Annotated in this window: 13 protein-coding genes; 5 read left to right on the forward strand and 8 right to left on the reverse strand. The window is 58.2% G+C overall.

Features of this window, described 5'->3' with window-relative positions:
• Positions 1-827: 827 nt before the first annotated feature.
• The 8 genes from VNM72_01550 to cas6 all read right to left on the reverse strand — a co-directional run bounded on the left by VNM72_01550 (position 828) and on the right by cas6 (position 9858).
• A complete protein-coding gene (locus VNM72_01550) occupies positions 828-1259 on the reverse strand; it encodes a DUF86 domain-containing protein (protein HXF04082.1) in 432 nt (143 codons plus the stop codon).
• Entirely contained in the window at positions 1237-1710 is a 474-nt protein-coding gene (locus VNM72_01555) for a nucleotidyltransferase domain-containing protein (protein ID HXF04083.1), read from the reverse strand. Before VNM72_01555 ends, VNM72_01550 begins: the two co-directional genes overlap by 23 nt.
• A 413-nt stretch (positions 1711-2123) precedes the next feature.
• Complete coding sequence (cas3, locus tag VNM72_01560) at positions 2124-4376, reverse strand: CRISPR-associated helicase Cas3' (protein HXF04084.1); 2253 nt, start codon at positions 4374-4376, stop codon at positions 2124-2126.
• On the reverse strand, positions 4361-5077 hold the full coding sequence (locus VNM72_01565) for a CRISPR-associated protein Cas5 (GenBank protein HXF04085.1): 717 nt from the start codon (positions 5075-5077) through the stop codon (positions 4361-4363). Before VNM72_01565 ends, cas3 begins: the two co-directional genes overlap by 16 nt.
• Positions 5056-5985, reverse strand: a complete 930-nt coding sequence (gene cas7i, locus VNM72_01570; GenBank protein HXF04086.1) for a type I-B CRISPR-associated protein Cas7/Cst2/DevR — start codon at positions 5983-5985, stop codon at positions 5056-5058. The genes VNM72_01565 and cas7i overlap by 22 nt, the downstream gene beginning before the upstream one ends.
• A 3-nt stretch (positions 5986-5988) precedes the next feature.
• Positions 5989-7500, reverse strand: a complete 1512-nt coding sequence (locus VNM72_01575; GenBank protein ID HXF04087.1) for a hypothetical protein — start codon at positions 7498-7500, stop codon at positions 5989-5991.
• Complete coding sequence (locus VNM72_01580; GenBank protein HXF04088.1) at positions 7463-9094, reverse strand: hypothetical protein; 1632 nt, start codon at positions 9092-9094, stop codon at positions 7463-7465. Before VNM72_01580 ends, VNM72_01575 begins: the two co-directional genes overlap by 38 nt.
• Entirely contained in the window at positions 9091-9858 is a 768-nt protein-coding gene (gene cas6 / locus VNM72_01585; GenBank protein HXF04089.1) for a CRISPR-associated endoribonuclease Cas6, read from the reverse strand. Before cas6 ends, VNM72_01580 begins: the two co-directional genes overlap by 4 nt.
• 252 nt (positions 9859-10110) lie before the next feature.
• On the opposite strand from cas6, the gene VNM72_01590 reads away from it, so the two are divergent.
• The 5 genes from VNM72_01590 (at position 10111) to VNM72_01610 (ending at position 17438) form a co-directional block, all read left to right on the forward strand.
• Entirely contained in the window at positions 10111-10281 is a 171-nt protein-coding gene (locus VNM72_01590; protein ID HXF04090.1) for a hypothetical protein, read from the forward strand.
• Positions 10282-10428: 147 nt separating this feature from the next.
• Positions 10429-11466 (forward strand): peptidyl-alpha-hydroxyglycine alpha-amidating lyase family protein, encoded by a 1038-nt coding sequence (locus VNM72_01595; protein ID HXF04091.1) that lies wholly within the window; start codon positions 10429-10431, stop codon positions 11464-11466.
• Between the two features lie 13 nt (positions 11467-11479).
• Complete coding sequence (fdhD, locus tag VNM72_01600) at positions 11480-12313, forward strand: formate dehydrogenase accessory sulfurtransferase FdhD (GenBank protein ID HXF04092.1); 834 nt, start codon at positions 11480-11482, stop codon at positions 12311-12313.
• Positions 12314-12818: 505 nt separating this feature from the next.
• Positions 12819-14474, forward strand: coding sequence for a carboxypeptidase-like regulatory domain-containing protein (locus tag VNM72_01605; protein ID HXF04093.1), 1656 nt, complete (start codon positions 12819-12821; stop codon positions 14472-14474).
• 39 nt (positions 14475-14513) lie between these two features.
• Positions 14514-17438 carry an ATP-binding protein gene (locus VNM72_01610; protein HXF04094.1) on the forward strand — a complete coding sequence of 975 codons (2925 nt, stop codon included), beginning with the start codon at positions 14514-14516 and terminating at the stop codon, positions 17436-17438.
• The last annotated feature ends 204 nt before the right edge of the window (positions 17439-17642 follow it).

Here is a 17642-nt window from a genome sequence, read left to right on the forward strand (position 1 = left end):
GCAGTCGCCCCTGACGGGATCACTTTTTATGCCGACGCTGTCGGGGGTGGCGGCGATGGCTACAACGGCTACAACTGAGCTGTCGCGTCAGCCCTCAAGCCATTGATGCCCCGTTTACGGGGCGGGCCGTGGCCCTGGATACAAGCACTCTTTCTGCGGGCATTGCAGCAGATGATCCCCAACCTCACCCGGGCCGCCCTTGGTCGCGAGCTTCTCGGCGGTCTACGCGCTGGATAGCACAGTCATCCGTTTGCCGGTGAGCTTATGGGGCTGTTTGCTGGCTATGGCGGCAGATCGAGCGCAGCAGCCCACAGGTTATCTCTGCTACTGGAGTGGCTGAGGGGGCGCTGGCAGGCCCTTCTTTTGCCAGCCTCACTTGATCTGCGTGCCACTCCCCGGAGGTCGCCAACCGGCGTCGGCAGCGGGCCCGCGAAGCCGCCCGACGACAATGGCGCACCCCTAGGAAACAGCGGCGTTAGAGCGAACCAATAGCGAAAAACCCGAGCGCGTGATGTGCGAGTAGTAGCTGATGGAAGCGGCGAATCAGTGAGCGATGGCGCGAGCAGGTTGCCGGCCACGGCCGACTAGTGCGTCGTGGCCGAGGGTTCAAACAGTTGCCGGCGCTGTGGAGTATCTGCAGCGGCGGGCGCGCATGTAAGCGGCAGAAATATCCCAGCACCTGGCAACGGCTGGAAAAGGCCCACTCGCCCCCAGCAGTGTCACGCTGGACCTGGTTGAGCACCGGCGTATTGATCCTCAGGCATTGTTCTCCTCATTTCTTCCAGATGATGCAATAATTCACCCGGGTGCCGATATAGAGCGGGGATTTATCCACGGCTTTGCTGTTCTATATATCGCTTGATGTGCCTCGCAAAGCGATCGAAGTCATCGAGACGGTCCCGAATGATCTCATAGACCTTCGCGACATCAACCTCAGCATACTGATGCACCAGGACATTGCGCGTGCCGATCATGGCTTGCAGGATCTCGACGCTTGACTCAGGGATGACGCGATGCCTGGCCAGGCGGAGCGGAATCTCTCTGTATTCGTCCCATTGGGAATCTCCGAGCGCGGCTAAGATATGGGCGCCGATATAGATCAAGTTCTGGACGGCAGTCTGAATGCCCCGCTCGGCGGCATAGACTGCCTGCCAGTCGCCGATGAATTTTTCAAATGGGTACTGCTGATACTGGCGCAAGTGGGCTACGCGAGTAGCCATATCTTCTAAATGTTTGTCAATGATTTGGCGCTTGATCACAGCCGGTCAATTTGCTGAAGGTGCCCTGTTCGATACGTTCGTATATATACTGGCGCTTGATCTCTCTCAGGGGCCGGGTGTCCACATATCTATGTTTCACCGTGACCTCGAAGGCGATTCTCAGATCTTCATCCCGACAAAACAGAAGACGTCCATCACTGATCACCTCGTTGGCCAGGAGAGGGGGTGCTTCATGGAGCAAGACCAGATCTATCTCGTTCTTCTGGAGCAAGCCCATCAAGTCGGCAATCACGGCGGCCTTATAGCCGTAGGGCTCCTTGGCGTCGAGCTTCCGCAACTTCTTCTCATCCACGAGCAAAGCGATATCGAGATCGCTGAGCTCATTCGTGCGGCTTCGAGCAACTGAGCCGAACAGATAAGCGAGCAAAATCTCGCTTCTTTGCTCGAAGTAGGGAGCAAGCTTTCTCTTTATCGCCCCTGCGGCCAGCATAAAAAATTGCTTGTTAGATTTTAACTGGCCTCTCTCTTGCCGATCAACCAGGGAGCCCCTTCTCCGGACAGAACGACTTTAATGATTTTTGAACACTGCTCATGCCACTTTCAAAATAGCTCCGCGATTTCACTTTTCTAACGGTCAGCTTGGATGAGATGGTCTATAAGAAACCCTCGACGAGGCTGGTAACAGGAGGCGCGCTCGCACACGAGTCCTCCGAGCAATAACCCGTCGCTTGATGGCTCCATACCGATGCCATGGCTATAGGGTCACGGGGTGCTCTGGCAAACAGCGTCGCCGTTCACGCTGATGCCAATAACTTTCACTTGTTCAAACTCATCGTGGGTCATAGCGTTGTTTGAAAGTTCTCCCAGCGTAGCGGTTCGATCATCGCAATGGCCCAAGCTTGGTTAGTCTATCATAATCCCCCCGCCCGCGCTGTCTGGCGATAATGGCGATACCAATCCTATCTGCTTGCTGTATTTCAGCGTTGTTTGAATACACCGCAAATCTTCTATCGGTGTGAAAAACTCAGTATGCTTAAGCCAGTACACTGGCACAGGCACTAACAATTCCGGCAGCCGCCAGCTTTCGCCGCGTTCCTTGAATTCATAGGCTTCCTGCAAGAACTCAGTAGGCAAAACCTCTACCGAGATTTGTCCTCGCCTAGCAGTGAAGCGCGAGCGCATTTCTTCATCGGAAAGGTCGATCGTGTAACAGCCTAAGATACGTTGCACTTCATCTATTGTCCGGCGTCCCTCACAAAATTCTATCTTCCAATCCTCAGACGCCATTACCTGATCGTAGAGGCGATGAGTAACATCGGCTAAATCTCGATCTGTAGGCATTTCTGAAAGAGTCTCCAGAAGTTCCAGGCTCCATTGAAGCATTTCTTTACCATAAACGCGCTGCGAACCCTCCGACCACTGGCGATAGATGATAACAGGAGCTGGGGGAGTCTCTCCTCGACGATTGACGCGCCCCATGCGCTGCACCAAAGCATCAATCGGTGCTATTTCGGTCAGAAGCACATCGTAAGAAATGTCCAAGCTGACCTCTACGACCTGCGTGGCGACAAAGATCGTGCCGGGTTGTGGCTTTTCTGCTCGAGCTTCCTTTTTCTGTCGGTCGCGGAAGATGAAGCGGGCATGAAGTAGCTCACACTTCCTCCAGCCTCGTTCTTTAAGCTGCTTATAAAGTGTCTGCGCTTCGCTGATGGTATTGGCGATAAGGAGTACAGAGCGCCCGTCGCGAGCATACCGGAGCGCTTCTTCAATCCCGTCCTTCAGCAGAGCGCCTTCGCGCCGTTGCAGTTGGTGGCGCTTGCGCTGCCAGAGGGGGAGTTCGGCTTCCACCAGCCTACCCTGTTGGAAAAGCTCAAGGAGCCGTGTCGGAAGCGTGGCGCTGGCCAACGCCAACCGTGCTGGTTGCTCGCGGCTGAGAGCTTCTAATAGCAGGCCCAGCGTGTAAGGCTCATAGGCGTGAATTTCATCCAAGATTATGGTAGCTCTTTTGGCTAGGCTTCGACGTTCCTCCCAGTGACGTCCGTTTAGGTGCGCCAGTAGGTACTGGTCCAGTGTTGCCACCGTGACAGGCCTAGCAAAGACCGAACCAAAAAGTTTCATGTCCAGCGGGTCTTCATCGAACTCTTTCCGCAGCACATAACTGGCCCGCCCGTGAGCCAGCGCCACACGGCTGTCGCCATAGATTTTCCGTAACCGCCTCCACATGGCATTGACCGTTGCCTGTGTGGGAAGGAGGTAAATCAGGCGCTTCGTATTTCCTGCCCAGAGCAAGAGGGCCTCGGTCTTACCTGTACCTGTCGGCGCCCGCAGAAAAAGGGTATTGTGTGTCGCGTTGGCTGCTTGTCGTTGGAATTCGCGCAAGGGGAACTGCTGGATATGGGCCTCAACAGAAGCCCTACCCTGATCAAGAAAGAGCAATGCAGGATCAGGCTGTTTTGCCGATACTAGCCAGTCAGCTAGGTGGAGCACCGCTTTGACCTGAGCGAATTCCTGCACAGGTAGAGCTTGAAGGATGCCCCGCAAGCTCTTCCTTTCTTGCCCAAACGGGAAGCTTTGGTCGAGCAACGCTGCTGGCGATTGCTTGAGCAGCGGTTGTAAAGCAGTCATAAGATTTTTGGCCGGCATCAAGTCATCCACGCCAACACGTTGAAGCAGTTCCCAAACAACTTCCAGTGCCTCTGCTAGCTTCGAGTGAAGGTCTGGCACACCATAGCCTTTATAAAGTTCTGGCCCCAGTGGTGAATGGTGCGTCAAAACGGCAGCCGTAGCGCTGAAGTCACGGATATGCCACCCACACTTCTGCCCCAAGTACTTTTCAGCAACTAATGCGAATGGTAGCGATGCCAGAGCGTGAGGGTACGCTGCGGCTTTTTTCCTCCTCACCTCTCGCTTCAAGCAATCAATTTCCCTAGAGGTAGCGCCGCGTTCTACGGCCAACTCTAGCTGTCGGATTGTGCGCATGTATTCTTGAAAGCTATGGGTAGCTTTGCCAATATCGTGCAAGGCGCACGCGAGCAGAGCTTTAGTTCGCAGACGCTCATCAAGTCTTAAGCGGTCTGCGATCTTTTCGCCCAAGCATATCACATTCCATAGATGATCTGTAAGCGGAACGTCAGGCTTGGCTAAGAGTTCATCCACACGAAGTTTCTCCCTCTGCATTGCAGTGCGGGTAGCTTTGGCTCTTCCACCTCTAGCTCTAACTCCAGGGGAAGAAAGCTCAGCGCGGTTGAGCGCTTCGGTTGGCGAAGTCCGCGTGCATCTACCGTAAAGCCTAGCGGCAGCATCTCCACAACCGGCGGCTCAAACCGAATGCCAGGACGCAAATTCGGAAGGCGAGTTCGCATCTGGCGAATGTCGCCCGGCAGCACCGTGCCTCGGAAGCGCGGCTCGCCTTTGGAAGCGTCCTCCAGCGCAGCATCCTCCACGAGTAACAACTCGTCCTCCCGTCCCAGCGAGAGTGGATACACGGGATTGTGGAGTGCTTGCTCCAATTTTTGAAGCAACGTCTCTTCACCACCGTACAGAAGCGTGTAGCGAACGAAAAAGAGCAGCTCCCGGAAATACGGTGAACGCTCCATCCTGCCGCCCTTGATTTTGAGTAGGGTCCACATATCACGGGCGCGCGCAGGCTCAGTGTCCATCCAGACGGCGACCTTCGCGTGAGCCAGTAGGCTACTCTCTGCCCAGAGTTCACGATCCGAAAGCCCCAGCGCAGCCCCAGCAATACCCATCAACGTGGTTGGCGGTGGCATCGGTAGTGTCCGTTGGTAGTTGTGATCCAGCGGACGGCGAAAAGACGCTACCGGCGCACGGACACTCACGTAGAGGATTCGTTCCATAGGTTCTCCACATCAGCTCGGGCCCTGGAGATGGCTTCATGGACCGAAAGGACCTCTCCATAGCTCGCCAGCACATCACGAATTTCCTCCTCGTTGCCGAAAATGCCCGGCTCAATCCCGAACAAAGTGTGCTGGCGATAGGCTGCAAATTTGTTCAAGGCATTTCGCAGCGGTTCCAATTCCAGACCGTATTTGCTGTCTTCATAGTGAGCAACGAGCGCCTCTAGGAACACTGGATGCTTGACCGAAAGCCGGCTGTAAGCAATGAACTTCGGCGAAAGGTCTGTGAGCATCCGAGCCGTTCGCCCGCCGCCCCAAAGGAGATTCAAGGCTTCGAAGAGCGTCTGGACGCGCCTTCTCCTTTCATTCGGGGGAAGTTGTTGGTCGTTTGACTGACCGGTTTCTAGCGCCCGAAAGGTGCCCACCCGGTCGAGTTCTATTAGCATTGTTCCCTTGAAAAGGTTGGCGTAAAGTTCAGTCTCAAACATGTTTCCGCCAGCAGCCATTTCCTGTCCAAAGCGTTCAAAGGATCGCGTGCCGAGGTCGCGGTCACCCTGAAATGGAAATAGCCCCACGGCAGCCGAGACACGCACCGGCGAAGTGCGACGCCGCCCGCCCGATGGGTCTAAGTAACCGAAGAGATCCTCATCCACAAACTCGTGCGGGCGCACCGGTGGGGTGACTTCTTGCCCGCTCACTTGTGCAGATGGCTCGGAAAGTGAGTAACCCAACTCTTCCAGCCGATCCCGCAGCATCCGCCGGATGGCCTGCCCGGAGATGTAGGGAATAGTGCTGCCATCGGGCAGCGTGACTTTCTTTGCGACGACGACGTTCCCTTCCGTGTGAGAAGCGTTCACATTCGCCGCCGAGACTTTCATAAGGTAGCCAATGGCAATTGCTCTGCTCATAGATCACTCCTCCTCTGATGATTGGGACTCTTCCGCTTGCGGTGCCCCTTTGCGTAAGAAGGCGTTCATCGCGTAGATGGAAAGAAGCGTTTTGATCCTTACCCATGGAGTTCCGCCAATTCGCTCGCCCCGTTCGATCTTGAGCAAGGCTTCCGGGATGGTCAGCTCAAGGCGAAATTGAGCGTCATTAAGCACACGGTAGAATTCCTCCGGGTTTTTAGCATTCCGCAACGAATAGAGCAAACCCATCTCTTTATGCTCTTGTGCTGCGGTTCCTAAGGTGTGGCCAAAGCCGGTCAGTGTTCGCTGGAATTGTGCATCCATGTTGAGCACCTCCTGTACGTATTGGTTCAGTAAGTCTATCGTGCCTCGAACCAACGGTCGAGGATTATCTTCCCTAGCACGAGCGTCGAAAAGAAACTGTTCGACAAACGGTGCCGGGTCGCCAAATTCCATCACCGCCCAAGAAATTTTATCCCTCCACAGGGTCTCGTACCTATCCCCCTGTCGCGCCTCAAACTGTCGAAAGATCATCACAACGCGTTGATGGGGATTAGGATCAATCTGATGTTGAGCGATGATATCCGTCCAGCGTTCGTAGAGCCGGTACAGCGACTGGAGCTTGGAGAACTCCCGCAGTGCCTGCATATTGAATGCTTGTCCGGGTGTACCTGTGACAGCATACAGTCTGATTGGTACCGGAGGCCTATCTGTTCCGCTGGCACCCAATAGTGTAGCCAAATACTGTCGTGCTTCGTTAGAAAGCAGGTCGGATTGCCGCACATGAGCAAACAACGCCAGTAACAACCCGAGCGTGGTTTCGTGGATGTAGGGCCCAAAGAAAGCAACCGGAGCATTCCCACCTCTGCTCCCTCTCACCTGAAGGGGTTGAAGGACTTCTTTATGGAGCCGGTCCAATTCGCGCAAGTCGGAATGGAAAACGAAAAAGTGAAACGCATCACGTCCTTGGGCTTTCCAAAGCCAGCCCAAATACCCTGCTAATCCCGCCAGCGCGCAGCGGGCACAGAATCGCAATCCTCGTTTCCCGCCCGAGTAGAAGTTTCCGAATTTGTTGGGATCAACTACGAAGGGATACATCCACATCTTGGCGTCGGTAAGCGGTACAGTGTCGCCGCAGAGGTCACATACATTGGACTTTCTGCTCAATTTCAAGTCTAGCTTAAACTCAGGAGGATTAGTAAAATAATTTTCTTCCTTGCCTTCGACCTCGACTTTAATCTTCGGCGCTGAGCCGGAGACTTTAATGAAAAGGTTTGTCGGATAGACCCAGTTGACTTTATCGTACTCCCGAATGTCTCCGGTTACTTCGTCGTAGTACTTTCCCTTTTTGCCGGTGGGTCGTACGAGTTGGCTCAGTAACCACTTTAGGACATCTTCCACTTGGTAGCAGCCTTCGCCGAACTGTTCGATGAGTACGATAAGTCCCGTATCCACCCAAAAGTTGCCGGTGGAGCGATTATAGGAAAGCTGAATCAAGAACGGTGGCGGTGTCATCGAATTCCCTCTTTCGTGGGGGATTTTCGCAAATGTATGTTCCCCTGCCAAGAAGTTTCCCCGGAAAGCCCATGAGCATCCTCATCGGGCTCAAACTCCGGTGGGTATTGTCAGCGAGCGCATCGGCGGACCTCAAAGCGTTTGTCACCCGAGAAGGCTCGACACATCTGAGGACCCGCCGCGCTTTAGAATCCATTTTCTTCGCCACAGCCCCAGCGGGGCGTTCGAGATGATATGCCTTTCGCGGCGCGTACGCGGCAATGAGAGTGCGATAGTAGGCTCCCGTTGGACTGACCTCCCCACGCAGGATGTTCCTGGCAGCCGCGGCGTCCGCCAAGCCAAGGAGTCGCGCCGGAGAGAGACGCTCATGCGCCGGCGCGTAATCCACATAAGCGAAGAAATATTTGCTCCAGAAGAACGAGAGGAATTCAACCCCTTCCGCCGACGCCCAACGGACGATCGCTTCGATGAATTTCTGATCGAGCGGAGCCCAGAAGGAGAAGACGTCGCGGGCGAAGATCGGTCCAGGGGCGACGTTTCGCATCAGTTCCGGCGCCGACGCCTTATACAGCCACGCTTCGCCGATGATCACCGGCTTGCCTTGCGCGCGGACCAGGCGCACCATCTCGGCCGCCCGATTCAGAAGACCAAGCGTCGCCGGATAGACGTGGATGTCCACGTAAGTGAGCTCATCCATCTTCGCGAGGCGCTGGACGAACTCCACGGCCTCCCAATTCCCCGCCCCGGCTCCGACCCGAATGCCCGCGCGCACATCGGCGAGCCCATCGAGCACGAATCGCACCAGGCGCATATACTCGTCCACATCCGCGAGCTGCCGCAATCCTGTGGCGCGCGCTTCCGTAGTCGGCTCATTGGCAATAGTCAGGTAATCGGGCTGCAGCTCGCGCGCGATGGTGCGAGCGATCTGGCGGCGCGCCTCGCGGTAACGCTCCATCGTCAATCCCGGGTGAGGGCCGACTCCGGTCGTCTCATCGGGGATCAGGACGCCCGTGCCAACGAGAAGTCGCATCCCGCGCTGACGGACTTCGCGAACGATATCGCGATAAAATGCCAGATAGGCATCGCGATGAGGATCGTCCCCGGAGAGGATCGGATAACTGATTGCGACTTTCACGCCACGCACGCCCAGCGCCCGCAACGCGTCGAGATAGAGAGCTATCCCCGCGCGCGTGTCTGGCCGGAGCAGGGCCGGCCCGCGATGCGCGTTCGCCGGGAGAAGCTCGGCGCCGAAGATCGGCACGCTCGCCCGCACATCGGGCACGCGACGCGCGAAGGCCTCCAGGGCGCGCTCCAGTTGCCGGTAGAGGGATTGGTATCGAAGAGGCCCTTCCGCCCCCGGGCATCTCCCGAGCAAGAAGAGCAATGCCAAGGTGATCGCGCCGCCGCACACCGACGCACGCCGCCAGCGTCGCCCCAAGCTCCGGGCGATGGCCCACGACCGCTTGGTATTGAGACGATCGCTCAATGATGCCCGCATGAACGGCGCAATGGAGCGCTCCTCAACCTCCCCTCCCTCGCCCGGATGAGGGGATAACCGGATGCCTTTTCGCCTGTCAGAGTCGCCTCTTCTCATGATACCTTTTGCGAAATCGCCGGATGCTCCTGCAGCAAGCCCACCATCCCGAATCCCTGGGCGTTGCGTTCGCCGAAGCCGGCGTCGTAGCCAAGCTGCAGGAGCTCTACCGGGCCGCTGACGCGAAATCGCATCATCCACCCTCGAACGTCGGTCTCCTTCACCCGCATCAATTTCGATTTCGGCTCGCCGAGCCACTCGAAGCGGAGTTCGCCCTCGGGAACTTCGCCGAGCAGAGCCTGAGCCTTGCGCCTGAGATTGTCGCCGAGCACGCGCGCGAAATCCGGCTCCTTGGGAGAAAGAAAGCGCTTCCGTAACTGCCCCGTTGCATCGCGTTCGCCCGTCGAAACGAAGATCGGCGACAGGGTCGTAAACGTCATCGTCTCGGTGAATGTCGGCGGCAGGGCGACCCCTATCTGCCCGACGTGGACTTTCTCTTTGCCCAATTGCACCTCCGGTGCGGCCAGAAGTCCGAGCGCAAGGGCTTCGATCAACGGTTCGAGCGGCGAAGCGATCCACCAGCGGATGATGCCCTGTGTGCGTATTCCATCGGTCACTTTCTCGTATCGTTCGGGATAAAGCAGCGAGAAGGTCGCCAGCTTATAGCGTTTGCCGCCGCCGAAGAACCCCTCGTCGTGCACCTCACGAGCCAGCCGGGGAATGCCGCGCTCCATCGCCCGGTAGAAAATCCCCTGCAGCCAATCCAGATAATTCCAGGGCAAGGTGATCTGCCGTTCTGAAAAGAGATCAACTTCGATTCGCACGATGTTTTTTCCTCTCTCGCTCTCGTTGTGAAAAGCAGCGGGTGCGGGAGAAGGGCAGAGTTACTTGTGTGAAGCCATTATTTATCTCTGCTCTTGCTGCCCCTCACCCATGAGCAAGAGCATGACTGACGGCCTCCATCATTGCATAAACCCGATGGGCGCGTCAAGCATCCGTTGGGGCGACGGAAAAATCAGCCGTGAAGCAGCCAGAGAAGCTGGAGATTTCGCCCCGGGCTCCCCGAGCCCAACGTCATGTGCCCACTGTGGTGGCAGGTCACGCATCACACGGTGGCCAGTCGAGCCACGCATGTGATCGGTGAACCGACCGAGGGGACGTGTCAGTGTATTCTGGGCGTGAGGTCTGACTGGCGGCCGCATCAGGCCGGCATTCCCTCGGGCGATTTCCAGCTCACTAAGGATTGAGTCGTGAACGATAGGTATGACTCAGTTTGCCGACCTCTTGACTCTCCCGATGGAGTCACGTACTTTCTTGCGCTCAGCAGGAAGGACGTGGTTTTCCGATTCCGAACTTGAGATTTGAAATTTGGTCGAGCAGAAAGGAGGGCCGCCATGTATTCTCAGCACGATTCGAAGAAGGGAACAATGCTGGTGCTTCTGGGGTGTTTGTTCCTCGGGTTGGTTCCGGTGCGTGCGCAACGTCCCCCGGAGCGCTATCCCAAGATCAATGTGGCCGTCGGCTATCGTCTGGACCCGACCTGGCCGCAGAAACCGGCTGAAGCTGTTTGGGGAGCGATGCCGGGAATCGCCGTTGATAAGGCCGGGAACATCTGGACGTTCAATCGAGGCAACATCCCCATTCAGGTCTATGCGCCCGATGGAAAGCTCATCCGCATGTGGGGTCAGGGAGAATTCAAAAATCCCCATCACATCAAGGTGGATGAGGAGGGCAACGTCTGGGTGGCCGATACACAATGGCATACCGTGCGCAAGTTCACGCCCGAAGGAAAGCTGCTCATGACTCTGGGCACACCGGGACAAGCCGGAGCCGATGAGACGCACCTCGATCAACCCACCGATATGGCCATTGCACCGTCAGGGGACATCTTCGTGGCTGACGGCTACGGCAACAACCGAATCGTTCACTTCGATGCACGGGGACGGTTCGTTAAAGCCTGGGGCACGCTGGGCGTCGCTCCCGGCCAGTTCAGCCTGCCTCACGCCATTGCCATGGATTCACGCGGACGCCTCTACGTGGCCGACCGAAACAACGCGCGCATCCAGGTCTTCGACCAGAAGGGAAATTTCCTGGCCCAGTGGAAGAATCTGATCACCCCCTGGGGCATCTGGATCACACCGAAAGATGAGATCTACGTCTGCGGCTCATCGCCGATGCTGTGGAGCGAAACGCGCGGCAGCATGTTGGGTATCCCGCCCAAAGATCAAATCGTCATGAAGTTTGCTACTGATGGGCGCGTCCTCGAACTCTGGACGTTTCCTAAAGGTGAGGATGGAAAAGAGAAACCGGGCGAGTTGAACTGGGTTCATGCCATCGCCGTGGATTCCCGCGGCGCGCTCTATCTCGGCGACATCAACGGCAAGCGGGCCCAGCGTTTCATTCGCGTCGAGCCGTCTTCGTCCGCGCCGTGAGTCTCGTGCGACGATGAGTGATCGGTCGCTCAAAAAACAATTGATCTCGATGGCCGCCGATGGACGGATTAATCCGCCGTCCGACGATGTACTGGCCGTCGAAGAGCCGCTGGAGATTCGTTTGAGGGGGCCGGGTCACGAGCCGCTCAGTCTCGCCATCACCATGCGCACGCCGGGACATGATTTCGAGCTGGCTGCGGGGTTCCTCTTCAGCGAAGGCATCATCCGTCGTCGTGAGGACATTCGCTCGATCTCCTATTGCACCGATCACGACGACCGACCGAGCGAAAACATCGTCATTGTGACGCTGGCCGATCACTGTACCATTGATCCCGAGCGTTTCAGCCGTCACGTCTTCACGACTTCCAGTTGCGGCATTTGCGGCCGGGCGGCGCTGGAATTTGTCCGTACTCTCGGACCGCCGGTATTGAATCCTCGGCTGCGCGTCTCGCGGGACGTGATCTGTTCTCTTCCTGACGCGCTCCGACGCGCCCAGACGCTCTTTGCTCGAACGGGGGGCGTGCATGCCTCGGCGCTCAGCGATTGCAACGGGCAAATCTTCCTCGCGCGCGAAGATGTCGGGCGTCATAATGCCATGGACAAACTCATAGGCTCCCTCCTGATGGAGGGAGGGATTCCGGCATCGGAGGCCATCGTAGTGGTGAGTGGACGCGCGAGTTTCGAGCTTGTGCATAAGGCCGTGCTCGCGGGAATTTCCATTCTCGTCGCCGTGGGAGCGCCGAGCAGTCTGGCCGTCGAGGTGGCCGCCGATGCCGGGATGACGCTCATCGGCTTTGTGCGCGACCGACGGTTCAACATTTATTCTGGCCCGGAGCGCATCGTGTAATGCCTCGCCCGGATCCCGTGGAGACGCCGGCTGAGGCATCTGTTTTCGTTGCCTGAAAATCACCACGGATCGTCTCGCTGCTCCATCTCCATCGGATTCATCGGCGGTGAGAATTTCATCGTTTCTGGACGGCCCCTGTGCTCCGTGAGGGGTCCTGCCGATTGCGAATCTGAATCTGGAAAATCGGCAATCCGCAATCGGTCTCACCCGGAGCTGTGCTGACGGTGCGTCCCGGGCGAGATTGCGACCGCCCACGCCGGAGGCCGAAAGATGCGGGGAGAACTTTCAATAAAGGACAGAGGGCCTTGGTCTTGCATAAGAAGTAACTTTCCGGCCACCTGCTTGACACCCGCCGTCGGGCTGAGGCACAATGGTGTCGGTTTCTTATGGGGCTCGCACAAAAGGGTCGCAAGCGTGTGAGAGATCAGTTCTTTGATACCGTGGGCCGGCCGACAGTCATCGAGACTGCGGCCAGCTTCTCTGACCGAACGGAAGGGGGAACTTTATGATCCGAAGGTGGACCGTTGCGGCTATTCTCGCCGCCGTCTTTGGAGTCCCGTGCGGCCATGCTATGGCTAAACCTCCCGGCGGTGCCATTGCCGGCCTGGTCAAGGATGACGCGGGCAACCCTATCATCGGCGCCGTCGTGAAGGTCATTGATCCCACCTCCTTCAAAGAGCCCATCCGAACGCTCCGAACAGATGCTCAGGGACGATTTGTGGCCAGGAGTTTAACGCCCGGACAATACCGCCTGCGTGCCGAAGCTCGGGGGTTTATCTCCGTCGCCCATCCGATCGAGATCAAGCCCGATGTGACGCTCACCCTCACGTTTGAATTGAAGCGGCTGGGAACACTCGCTCAGGAGCGCGAGGATCGTGACGACTATCGCTGGCTCGTGCGCGCGTCGCGTCGTCACGTTCTGCGATTCAACAAAAACGGCGAGACGCCTCCCGATGATTTTCTCCGCACGATGGCTCGGGGGCGGTGGGTTCCATCTCACGGCATGATTCAATGGATCAGCGGCGCTTCCGGGAAATCGCGCACGCTGGCTTCGCTCGGAATGCTCAATTTTGTGGCCATCAGCGAGTTGACGCCCACGACCGAGCTTCTTTTTGTCGGGCAAGTTGCCGGAGCCGATTCTCCCGGCCGGTTTGAACTGATGTCCACGTCAGCTCTGGATGAAGCCCATGCGCTGACCATCGCCGTTGGTATGGCGACGGTGCTACCGGAGACCGGTGGGGCGACCTCCGCTCCCACGAAGCTGCTCTCTTTACGGGTGGCCGATTCCTGGCGGGTGGCAGACCCGGTGGTCGTCGTCTACGGGGCGGATATCACGAAGGTCGTCGGACAGAAGGCGGCCATGGCCGTGCTGCCGCGTTTGGGCGTGCAGATGTCCCTGCCGGGCCGAAGCATGATGACCGCCGAATGGGTGCCGGTGCGCACGCAGGATGTTCACGCCCGCTATGATCACCACGGCCGCCAGGTGCTGCTCACCGAGCCGGAGACACCAGCCGTCGTCAACGGGCGTGTGATGGCGGATCGCACGCGCCGATTCCAGCTCCAGTGGGAGAAGGGGCTCGGTGAAACGTCAACGCTCGAAGCGGCCTTCTTCCTCGATGATGTTGCCGGCCGCGGAAGCAGCATCATTGCCCGTCCTCGCTCCGCTTCTGAAATCATCCATCCGCTGGCCCTCAAGGGTCAGGCTCAGGGGCTGCGGGTGATGTATCGTCGTCGTCTGGGCGAAACGCTTCAAGCCACGATCGGCTATGCGGTGGGGCAGGGGCTGAAGCTTTCGCCGCGGGGGCTTGAGGATCCGGCGCAGGCCGTTACTACGGGACTGTTTCAGGTCTTCGCCGCCCAGCTCGATGCGCTCATCTCACCGACGCGCACGCGCATCTCAGCTCATTTTCGGGCGGCTTCCCGAGCGAGCCTCTTTGCCATTGATCCCTTCTACGCCCGGCTACCGATACTGGATCCGAGCCTCAGTCTGATGGTCACGCAAGAGCTTCCTCTGGTAGCGCTGCTGCCCGGTCACTGGGAGGCCGGTGTGGATGTGCGGAATCTGCTGGACCTTCCCGGTTATGCGAGTTCGGATCGAGGAGTTCTCTTGATCCATCGCCCCCAGCGCCTTGTGCGTGGCAGCGTGTCAGTGAGATTCTGAGCGGGAGGCCCACGACGCCGAGTATCTGAGGGAAGAGCCATGCGGCTGCGAACGTTGAGCGGACGAACGATCCTGCTTCTGGGGATTACGGCGGCGGCGGTGGTCGTCGGCGGGCTCAATCTCCAGGCCCGGCTGAGGAGTCCTCAGATTCCCTCCGATGGCGTGATCTGGGCGGATTCACCCGGGGGAGTGAAAGCGGAGATTGTTGATCCTTCGGGTCCGGCGGCTCGCGCCGGAGTGCGTCGGGGCGATCTACTGATCGGCATCAGCCTCGATGGAGGCCGCGATTTCGATGAGATCACCCGCGCCAGCGATGTTCAGATCTATCTCGACACGGCGGGCGTGCACCATCCGGTGTCGTATCTGATCGAGCGGCGCAATGCCTACGGCGATGCGTCACGCTGGGCCGCCGATCTCACCGGACTGCAAGCGAAACCCCAGCGCCTGTGGCGTGGTCTTTATCTGGCCGCCATCGGATTGGTCTATCTCATCATCGGGCTCTACGTCCTCATTCGCCAGGGGCGGTCTCCCTACACGCGTCACTTCTACGTCATCTGCCTGGCCGCTTTCATCGTCCACTTCTACAGCTTCACGGAGCAGCTCGACCGTCTGGATTGGATTGTTTTCCTCGCCGACAACGCGGCGTTGACGTTGCTGGCTCCGCTCTTTCTCCACTTCGCCGCTCTCTTCCCGATCAAGCAGCAAATCGTCGAGAGCCGTCGTGTGGTCACCGCCGTGCTTTACATCCCGGCCATGATCATGCTGGGGCTGGAGGCTCTGCTGGTCATGCGCTGGCGTCCGACCGCCGACGTGGCGTTGCGTCTGCGCATGGGGCTCGATTCGGCGGAGGTCATCCAGTTCATCCTCTGCTTCCTCATCGGTGGAGCATTGCTCGTTCGCACCTTCACCCGAGCCGAGAGCCCGATCCTGCGGCAGCAGATGAAATGGGTCGTCTGGGGATTGGGCGTGAGCATCGTTCCCTTCACCGCCTATCAGGTCTACTCCTACTTCATCAATCCCAACGCCTCGCCGGTAATCGAAGCGATCGCCGTCGGACCGCTCATTTTCATTCCGCTGTCGTTCGGCTACTCGATTGTGCGCTACCGCCTGATGGATGTGGACGTGATCATGCGGCGCAGCGTCGTTCATGCTCTGGCGACGGCGTCGGTTCTCGCTCTCTATCTCGCGCTGTTGATCAAGGGAGCCGACATCGTGGATTGGGTTGTTCCCAATGCGCCGCTGTGGCTGGTCCAGGCGGTCACGGTCACGGGCATGCTCATCATCGCCATGCTCTTCGCCCCGGTGCGCAACTGGATGCAGCAGCAGATGGATCGCCTTTTTTACGGTCCCCGCTACAGCGCCCGGGCCAGCCTCGGCCAGTTCATCCAGACCATTTCCGCCACCACCGCTCTCGACCCTCTGCTGTCGTCGGTTGCCGAACGGCTCGGCGAGATGGTGCCCGTGGGCAAGATCGTCATCTTCATTGAAGACGCGTCAGCCCCGGCGGGTTATCGGATCGCCTTCAGTTCCGAAGGGAGCGAACAACGGCCTCTTCCTCCCGGGTTCGCTGATGTGATTCGTACGGAGAGCGCTTCGCAGGGAGTGCTCTCGGTCGAGGTCACCCCCTGGTTGCCCGAATCCTTTCTCGCTCACTTCCGCGACCTTCACTACTTCGTCCCCTGCATCGTGCGGGATCGCATGGTGGCCATCATCGGATTGGGACGGAACGCGGAGGCTCCATTACTCACGTCGGAAGAGATCGAGCTGCTGCGGGCGATTTCCGGCTATGTCGCCGTTGCCATCGAGAACAGCTTGCTCTATCAAGAACAAGCCGCACGAGCGGCCGAACTGGCTGAACTGAAGGAATTCAACGAAAGCATCATCGAGTCCATCAACGTCGGGATCCTGGCCCTTACTCCCGAAGGGCGCATCACGACCTGCAACAGTGCTCTGGAAGAACTCCTCGGCCTGCCTCGCAGTCAGGCCATCGGCCAGCCGATTGATAGCGTCCTCGATCCGGAACTCGTGCGGGCTCTCCGTCAGATCGTGGGACATGAGGGGTGGGTGGTGGATGAGGCTCGAACTCTCTACAAGTTTCGCCTGGTACTCGGCGAGGATCGAGACCTCGTTCTCAACATCTCCCTCACTCCGTTTGTGACGCCTCAGGGGCAGAATGTCGGCTCGCTTCTGGTCCTGGAAGACCTCACCCACCGCGTGCGACTCGAAGAACAGTTGCAGCAGCGAGAAAAACTCTCCTCGATCGGGCTTCTCGCCGCGGGCGTCGCTCACGAAGTCAATACGCCGCTGGCCGGCATCGCCAGCTATACGCAGATGCTGTTGCGACAGTTTCCTCCGAGCGATCCGCGTCGGGCACTGCTGGAGAAGATCCAGACGCAGGCCATGCGGGCTTCGAACATCGTCACCAACCTCCTCAATTTCGCCCGCGTTGAACGGACGGACTTCGCCGAATTGGATCTCCATCAGGTTCTCGACGACACGCTCCAGCTCATTGAGCCACAGTTGCGCACGAGTGGAATTGTCGTGGTGAAGGACTACGCTCCGGAACTGCCCGCGATTCTGGGGAATTTCACCAAGCTTCAGCAAGTCTTCATGAACCTCATCCTCAATGCCCGCGACGCCATGCCCGATGGAGGACAGCTCACCTTGCGAACTGACGCTCGTGATGCAGTGGTGGAGGTGGAGGTCATAGATACCGGCGTCGGTATTCCCCCGGAACATCTCTCCAAAATTTACGATCCCTTCTTCACCACCAAAGAGATCGGACGCGGAACGGGACTCGGTCTGGCGCTCACCTACGGGATCGTCCAGGAGCACGCCGGCCGTATCTCGGTCGAAAGCAAAGTGGGGTGTGGAACCCGGTTCACTCTCACGTTCCCGGCGGCTCGCGTCGCCCGCATTCCCTCTCGCCGCCGCGAGGAATACGCCACCGCGACCGGTGACTAAGGCTTCCTCGTGATTTCCAGCATTCGTTTCTGGCAGAACCCTCTCGGTTGCGGACATTGCTGTGCCCCCCGGAAGCTGCCGCCCGGAAGCCGACGCTCATCCCGAACGAAGGAAACGATCCCTTCGCATCGTCGGCCTGCGAGGTGGACTATTTGTTCACAGGAATCGCCCGTGTGCTCATGCCCGCCACGAGGAATGAAAATG

The sequence above is a fragment of the Blastocatellia bacterium genome, from assembly GCA_035573895.1.
In the GTDB taxonomy this organism is placed as follows: Bacteria; Acidobacteriota; Blastocatellia; order HR10; family HR10; genus DATLZR01.